Origin of the sequence: Chamaesiphon sp. VAR_48_metabat_403 (assembly GCF_031422475.1) — a bacterium.
Lineage (GTDB): Bacteria > Cyanobacteriota > Cyanobacteriia > Cyanobacteriales > Chamaesiphonaceae > Chamaesiphon.
Genome location: NZ_JANPLS010000168.1, coordinates 1 through 5,353, shown reverse-complemented (window position 1 = coordinate 5,353; position 5,353 = coordinate 1). Strand labels below are relative to the sequence as shown.

General features: G+C 46.1%; 6 protein-coding genes and 1 pseudogene. 3 read left to right on the top strand and 4 right to left on the bottom strand.

Annotated features, from left to right (window positions below):
• A pseudogene (locus RMO79_RS08115) lies at positions 1-239 on the bottom strand (resolvase); the annotation flags it as partial.
• A gap of 134 nt (positions 240-373) precedes the next feature.
• On the opposite strand from RMO79_RS08115, the gene RMO79_RS08110 reads away from it, so the two are divergent.
• Complete coding sequence (locus RMO79_RS08110; RefSeq protein ID WP_310482610.1) at positions 374-1,561, top strand: M20 family metallopeptidase; 1,188 nt, start codon at positions 374-376, stop codon at positions 1,559-1,561.
• 84 nt (positions 1,562-1,645) lie between these two features.
• Positions 1,646-2,101 carry a hypothetical protein gene (locus RMO79_RS08105; protein ID WP_310482609.1) on the top strand — a complete coding sequence of 152 codons (456 nt, stop codon included), beginning with the start codon at positions 1,646-1,648 and terminating at the stop codon, positions 2,099-2,101.
• Positions 2,102-2,118: 17 nt separating this feature from the next.
• On the opposite strand, the gene RMO79_RS08100 is transcribed toward RMO79_RS08105, so the two are convergent.
• From RMO79_RS08100 to miaA, 3 genes are read right to left on the bottom strand one after another with little or no spacing between them, the layout of a single operon-like run.
• Positions 2,119-2,355, bottom strand: a complete 237-nt coding sequence (locus RMO79_RS08100; protein WP_310482608.1) for a hypothetical protein — start codon at positions 2,353-2,355, stop codon at positions 2,119-2,121.
• On the bottom strand, positions 2,348-2,932 hold the full coding sequence (locus RMO79_RS08095; RefSeq protein WP_310482607.1) for a DUF4258 domain-containing protein: 585 nt from the start codon (positions 2,930-2,932) through the stop codon (positions 2,348-2,350). Before RMO79_RS08095 ends, RMO79_RS08100 begins: the two co-directional genes overlap by 8 nt.
• Entirely contained in the window at positions 2,922-3,902 is a 981-nt protein-coding gene (gene miaA, locus RMO79_RS08090; protein ID WP_310482606.1) for a tRNA (adenosine(37)-N6)-dimethylallyltransferase MiaA, read from the bottom strand. Before miaA ends, RMO79_RS08095 begins: the two co-directional genes overlap by 11 nt.
• Before the next feature lie 133 nt (positions 3,903-4,035).
• Between miaA and RMO79_RS08085 the strand changes: the two genes are divergently transcribed.
• Positions 4,036-5,271: an ATP-binding protein gene (locus tag RMO79_RS08085; protein WP_310482605.1), complete on the top strand. Its 1,236-nt coding sequence runs from the start codon at positions 4,036-4,038 to the stop codon at positions 5,269-5,271.
• Positions 5,272-5,353: the final 82 nt, after the last annotated feature.

Sequence of the window (5,353 nt, the reverse complement as noted above, 5' to 3'; positions counted from 1 at the left end):
ATCGGCAGATGGGGGAATGCTGTAGTTAGCTGTCGTTGCCATTGTTTGGCGGTAGTTTGGTCGCCCATCACAATCCGACTGACGTTATACTGCACAGATAGATCGCCAATTCGATCGATTACCTCGGCTGTCAGTAACACTTGATGATAAAGCAAGGCTCGATTGCCACCTATCGCCGCAACACCGCATTTATCCTTCCCCGGATCGAAGCCCAAAATTGCCTCAGTACGATCTGTCATGATGTTGTTAAGTAAGAAATAGATAGATATCGATCGATGAGCATCGCCTGAAACTTACCTCATACATAGATCTAATCCTAGCTACCACCAACCATATTCTATCTTCCCACACCCCCCACACTCCCCGTCCCCCCATGCTCGATCGCATCCACTCCATCGCCACCGAACTCGCACCCAGACTGATTGAAATTCGCCGTCACTTACACGCACATCCAGAATTGAGCGGAAAAGAATATCAGACAGCGGCGTATATTGCCGGGGTATTATCGGCGGCGGGGTTGCAGACACAGGAATCGATCGGTAAAACTGGCGTAGTCGGCGAACTAGCTGGTGCGGGTACAGACGATCGACTGTTGGCAATTCGGACAGATATGGATGCACTACCGATCGTCGAGCGGACGGGATTGCCATTTAGCTCCAAAAATCAGGGTATCATGCACGCTTGTGGTCATGATGTCCATACTACCGTGGGTTTGGGGACTGCGATGATTTTAGCTCAACTGGGCATCCAGTTACCAGGGAGTACCCGATTTATCTTTCAACCTGCCGAAGAAATCGCGCAGGGTGCCACCTGGATGGTCGCTGACGGGGTGATGAAAGAGGTTGATAGTATTTTTTCCCTGCATGTATTTCCATCGATTCCCGCAGGCTCGATCGGGATTAGGTATGGAGCCTTAACCGCCGCCGCCGATGACTTGGAAATTACGATTATGGGCGAGTCCGGGCACGGTGCCAGACCCCATGAAGCGATCGATGCGATCTGGATCGCGTCGCAGGTAATTACCGGGCTTCAGCAAGCAATTAGCCGCACTCAGAACCCATTACGCCCGATCGTCCTGACGATCGGCACCATTAGCGGCGGACGTGCGCCGAATATTATTGCCGATCGGGTAGAATTGTCCGGTACGGTGCGATCTCTCCATCCTGAGACGCACGCGACGCTCCCAGATTGGATCGAGCAAATCGTCACCGATATTTGTCGGACTTACGGCGCAAAATGTCAGGTAAATTATCGGCGCGGCGTACCCTCCGTTCAAAACGATATCGCGCTGACTCAGATTTTAGAATCATCGGCTAGAGCCGCCTGGGGTAGCGATCGAGTCCAAATCTTACCCGAACCCTCACTCGGTGCGGAAGACTTCTCCGTGTACCTGCAACATGCCCCTGGGACGATGTTCCGGTTGGGTGTCGGGACGGCTGATGCCAAGAATCATCCCCTCCACCATCCGCAATTTATGGTGGATGAATCGGCAATTATTACGGGGGTGGTGACGATGGCTTATACCGCTTATCAGTATTGGTATCAAGGGGATAGGGAATAGGGTGTATTCTGGATAAAAACAGCCTCTTAGCGCGAAGTGTTTCATTCAGCTAAGATCGTAAAGATTGCCAGTCAGAAATTAATCATGAATGAAAATTCACTCGATCGATCTCCCACCGAAAATCTACTCGATCTTCACTTAGATAAAGATACCTGGATCTATACTTACGGTTCGGCGCAATTACAACAAGTCAGAAGTTTTGGTTATGAATGCGACAAGCGATATCTTCAAGAACGGCTCAAAGCTGAATATCCCGGCTTTAAAATTAATACTGGTTCTATTGCAAACAAGCTAGATTTCCCACCGATGTATGCCATTCGAGAATCATTAAGATGGACTGATGCTTATATTGCCAAACAATACACTCACGGCGAAGTAGTCGCGATCGATAATTATTTAGGTATCTATCAAATTGTCAAAAAAACTGCCAAGCCATGGTATTTACTCTATAAAAATATCAATTCCAACCATCCATTTGTTTATTGCATTCTTGGAGGTATCTGGATGGGTGTTATCTTTTGGGCGGCAATTTGGCTCTAAACTAAACAGCAAAAATATTATAAATTCTGGCTGTGTCGTTCGTAATTATATATGGCAGTATCGATCGTGCGATCGGGTTCCTTACCATTTAGCACAATTTGTTGTAAATTTTTAACAACCGCAGCCGTAAAAAAGTGTTCGCCAGTTTCTTCGTCGATCCGTGCGGGTACGTTCTCAATTAAGTAGAATTTACCATCTACCTGTAATGGATAGGTGACAAATCCATTCACTAAAGTTTCTTCAGCGTCACTCATTCTCGGTATTTTCCTCTACGATATCGCGATCTTTTTCTAGCTCGATGTCTATTTCAGATAGGGCAATAACCCTAATCTGCGATCGAGTATAATTGCCACATTTAATCCGAATTTGACGATCTGCCTGGGTCGATCCTTCGATTGCATAGCCAGAACGATCTTTACCATTGAAGTATTCCTTAACTATCCAGCCATTGGCAATAACTTCTTTAATTTCTTTGAGTTGAATGCGATCGACTATTGAGTGCGTTACAGCTAGATTAGACAATTCAAATTTATTATTAGCGATCTTTTGTCGAATTTTATCAATCGCATCATCGAACAAGCCCAGTTGTGGAGCGATTAACTCCAGATAAGCACGAGCTGTGGTATTAAGCGGATCGAAAAATAAAGATCTCAGGACATTTTTTAATAGCTCGTTTGGATTGTTTTCTAGATCCAGATCGAATTTTTGCTCGACGATGCGAGCAGCTTGGAGCGCGCGCACCTGACACAGTAAAATCTGACCGATGGGAGCCGTTTTCACTGGCAACAGGATATAGAGAACTAGCAGCATTCCAGGTTTTCTAGTACCCATTAAACTTATTCATATCAATGCTAGCAATTTTAAATGTTTCACAGAATTGTCTGACTCGATCCCACACTCGATCGAGTAAAATTGGATCGTTGCTATCGAACCACTCAATTTCGGGAACTGATGCAAACCAAGTGCGTTGGCGTTTGGCAAATTGACGAGTATGTACGATCGTTAGATCGATCGCTTCTACTAAACTAATTTTACCCTGAATATACTGCCGCATTTCGGCATACCCCAACGTATCTAACAACGGTAAATCCCAGCCATATTTAGTCCCCAAATATTTCACCTCAGCCTCCCAACCCAAATCGAGCATCTGTTGGGTGCGGTGTTGAATGCGGTGCGTCAAAACATCCAAACTCTCACAATCCAAACCAATTTGGAGAATCGGATAACTCGGCGGATATTCTCCCTGCTGGCTAGAAATCGTTTTTCCCGTCGCATAATAAACCTCCAACGCGCGAATCGTCCGAATCGCATCATTGGCATGAATTTTTAGCGTTGCTTCACGATCGAGATGCTGCAAAATCTGGTAACATTGCCCCTGTCCCAGCGCGATTAATTGCGATCGTAAATCCATCTGTGGCGGTACGCGCGGAATTTTCATCCCCCTAACTACAGACTTAATATATAGTCCCGTACCTCCCACCAGCAGCGGTGTCATTCCCCGCGCCTGAAATTGTGCGATTAGTGCCTGCGCCTGTGTTTGATATTGGGCAGCCGTTACGGTATAATTAGGATCGTATGTACTAACTAGGTGGTGCGGTACCAAAGCCAGCTCCGCACTAGACACCTTCGCCGTCGCGATATCGAATTCTCGATAGATTTGGCGCGAGTCTGCACTAATTATCTCAGCATTGAGCCGTTGGGCGATCGCGATCGCGAGTCCTGATTTTCCCGTGGCTGTCGCGCCACAAATAACTATCAGCAGGGCAGAGCGGGGAGGGGGGAGCGGGGAGCGGGGAGCCATAGATCGATTTTTGGTGTTTTTCGGCTTAGGATAGGCATCTTAAAATATTCTCAGAGGCATCTATCGCTTTCTTGAACAATTAATGTTATAACTTTGGAGCGATTAAATATTTTGTTTGCTTAGAGGCAGCTTAGTGTCGATTATAGAGGGGATTGATATGGCTGATGAGTATGATGTCAGCAATATTCGAGTACTAGAAGGAATAGAAGGCGTTCGCTTTCGTCCAGGGATGTATATTGGTTCGACAGGATCGAGAGGACTCCATCATTTAGTATATGAGGTTGTAGACAACTCGATCGAGGAAGCATTGGCTGGTTATTGCAAGAATATCGATATCTCGATTAACGCCAATGGTTCAATTACGATCGCCGATGATGGACGTGGGATTGAGAGTGCCAGAGATAGCCAAACGGGTACATTCTCGATCGAAACAATTTTCACGACTCTTCATCTCGGCAAATCTAGAGATTGTGATTATAGAATTGGTGGCAGTTTGCATGGAGTCGGGATTGCGGTAGTTAGTGCCCTATCATCTCAACTCGAAGTTAATGTTTGGCGCGATGGCAAAATCTACACCCAATTCTTCGAGAAAGGGTTTGCGGTATCGGAATTGGCAGTTTTACCCCATCGAACAGATCGTACAGGGACGACAATAGCATTTTTACCAGATCCAGAGATGTTCCAACAAACGATCGAGTTTGATTTCGATATCCTAGCGCATCGATTTAGAGAGTTAGCAGGTGTCAATGCAGGGATTAGGATGAGTCTTGCAGATTATCGGATCCAATCATTAGAAATAAACGAACCCAAGCTAGAAAGCTACTATTATGAAGGCGGATTGCGGGATTATCTCGCCTACCTCAATCGTGAAAAGCAGCCGATACATGAGGATGTTATTTATGCAAAGACTGAAAAAGATCGGATTCGAGTAGAAGTCGCGCTTCAGTGGTGCGATGCCGATGTCGATAACGTTATTGGATTTGCCAATACAGTTCAGACGATGGAAGGGGGGCAGCATTGTGATGGGCTAAAAATGGCTGTAACTCGAACTGTCAATAAAATTGCTCGTCAGCAAAATAGATTGAGATCGGATGATGCCAATCTCGGTGGCGAATCTATCCGTGAGGGCTTAACTGCCATAGTTGCGGTGCTGTTGCCAAATCCTGAGTGGGCGGGGCCGATAAAAGCTAAATTAGCTAATAGTGAAGCGCGAGGAATTGTAGATTCGATCGTGTCTGAGATGCTGAGTGAGTATTTTACCGCTCGTCCCAATGTTGCGGATGCTGTTGTCGAGAGAGCGATTAAAGCTGCTGATGCCGATCGAATCAGGAGGAGGGAGAAGGATTTATTACGTCGTAAATCTCAGTAAAACAACATTAACCCTTCTTAGTCGTGAGTACAGATATATGGGTTTGTTGGATGTGTTGCGGAGATCTACCCACCCCGCCCTA

Coding starts and splice junctions, on each gene's coding strand:
- RMO79_RS08095 (WP_310482607.1), bottom strand. CDS start 2,932: ATGGGTACTAGAAAACCTGGAATGCTGCTAGTTCTCTATATCCTGTTG.
- RMO79_RS08110 (WP_310482610.1), top strand. CDS start 374: ATGCTCGATCGCATCCACTCCATCGCCACCGAACTCGCACCCAGACTG.
- miaA (WP_310482606.1), bottom strand. CDS start 3,902: ATGGCTCCCCGCTCCCCGCTCCCCCCTCCCCGCTCTGCCCTGCTGATA.
- RMO79_RS08105 (WP_310482609.1), top strand. CDS start 1,646: ATGAATGAAAATTCACTCGATCGATCTCCCACCGAAAATCTACTCGAT.
- RMO79_RS08100 (WP_310482608.1), bottom strand. CDS start 2,355: ATGAGTGACGCTGAAGAAACTTTAGTGAATGGATTTGTCACCTATCCA.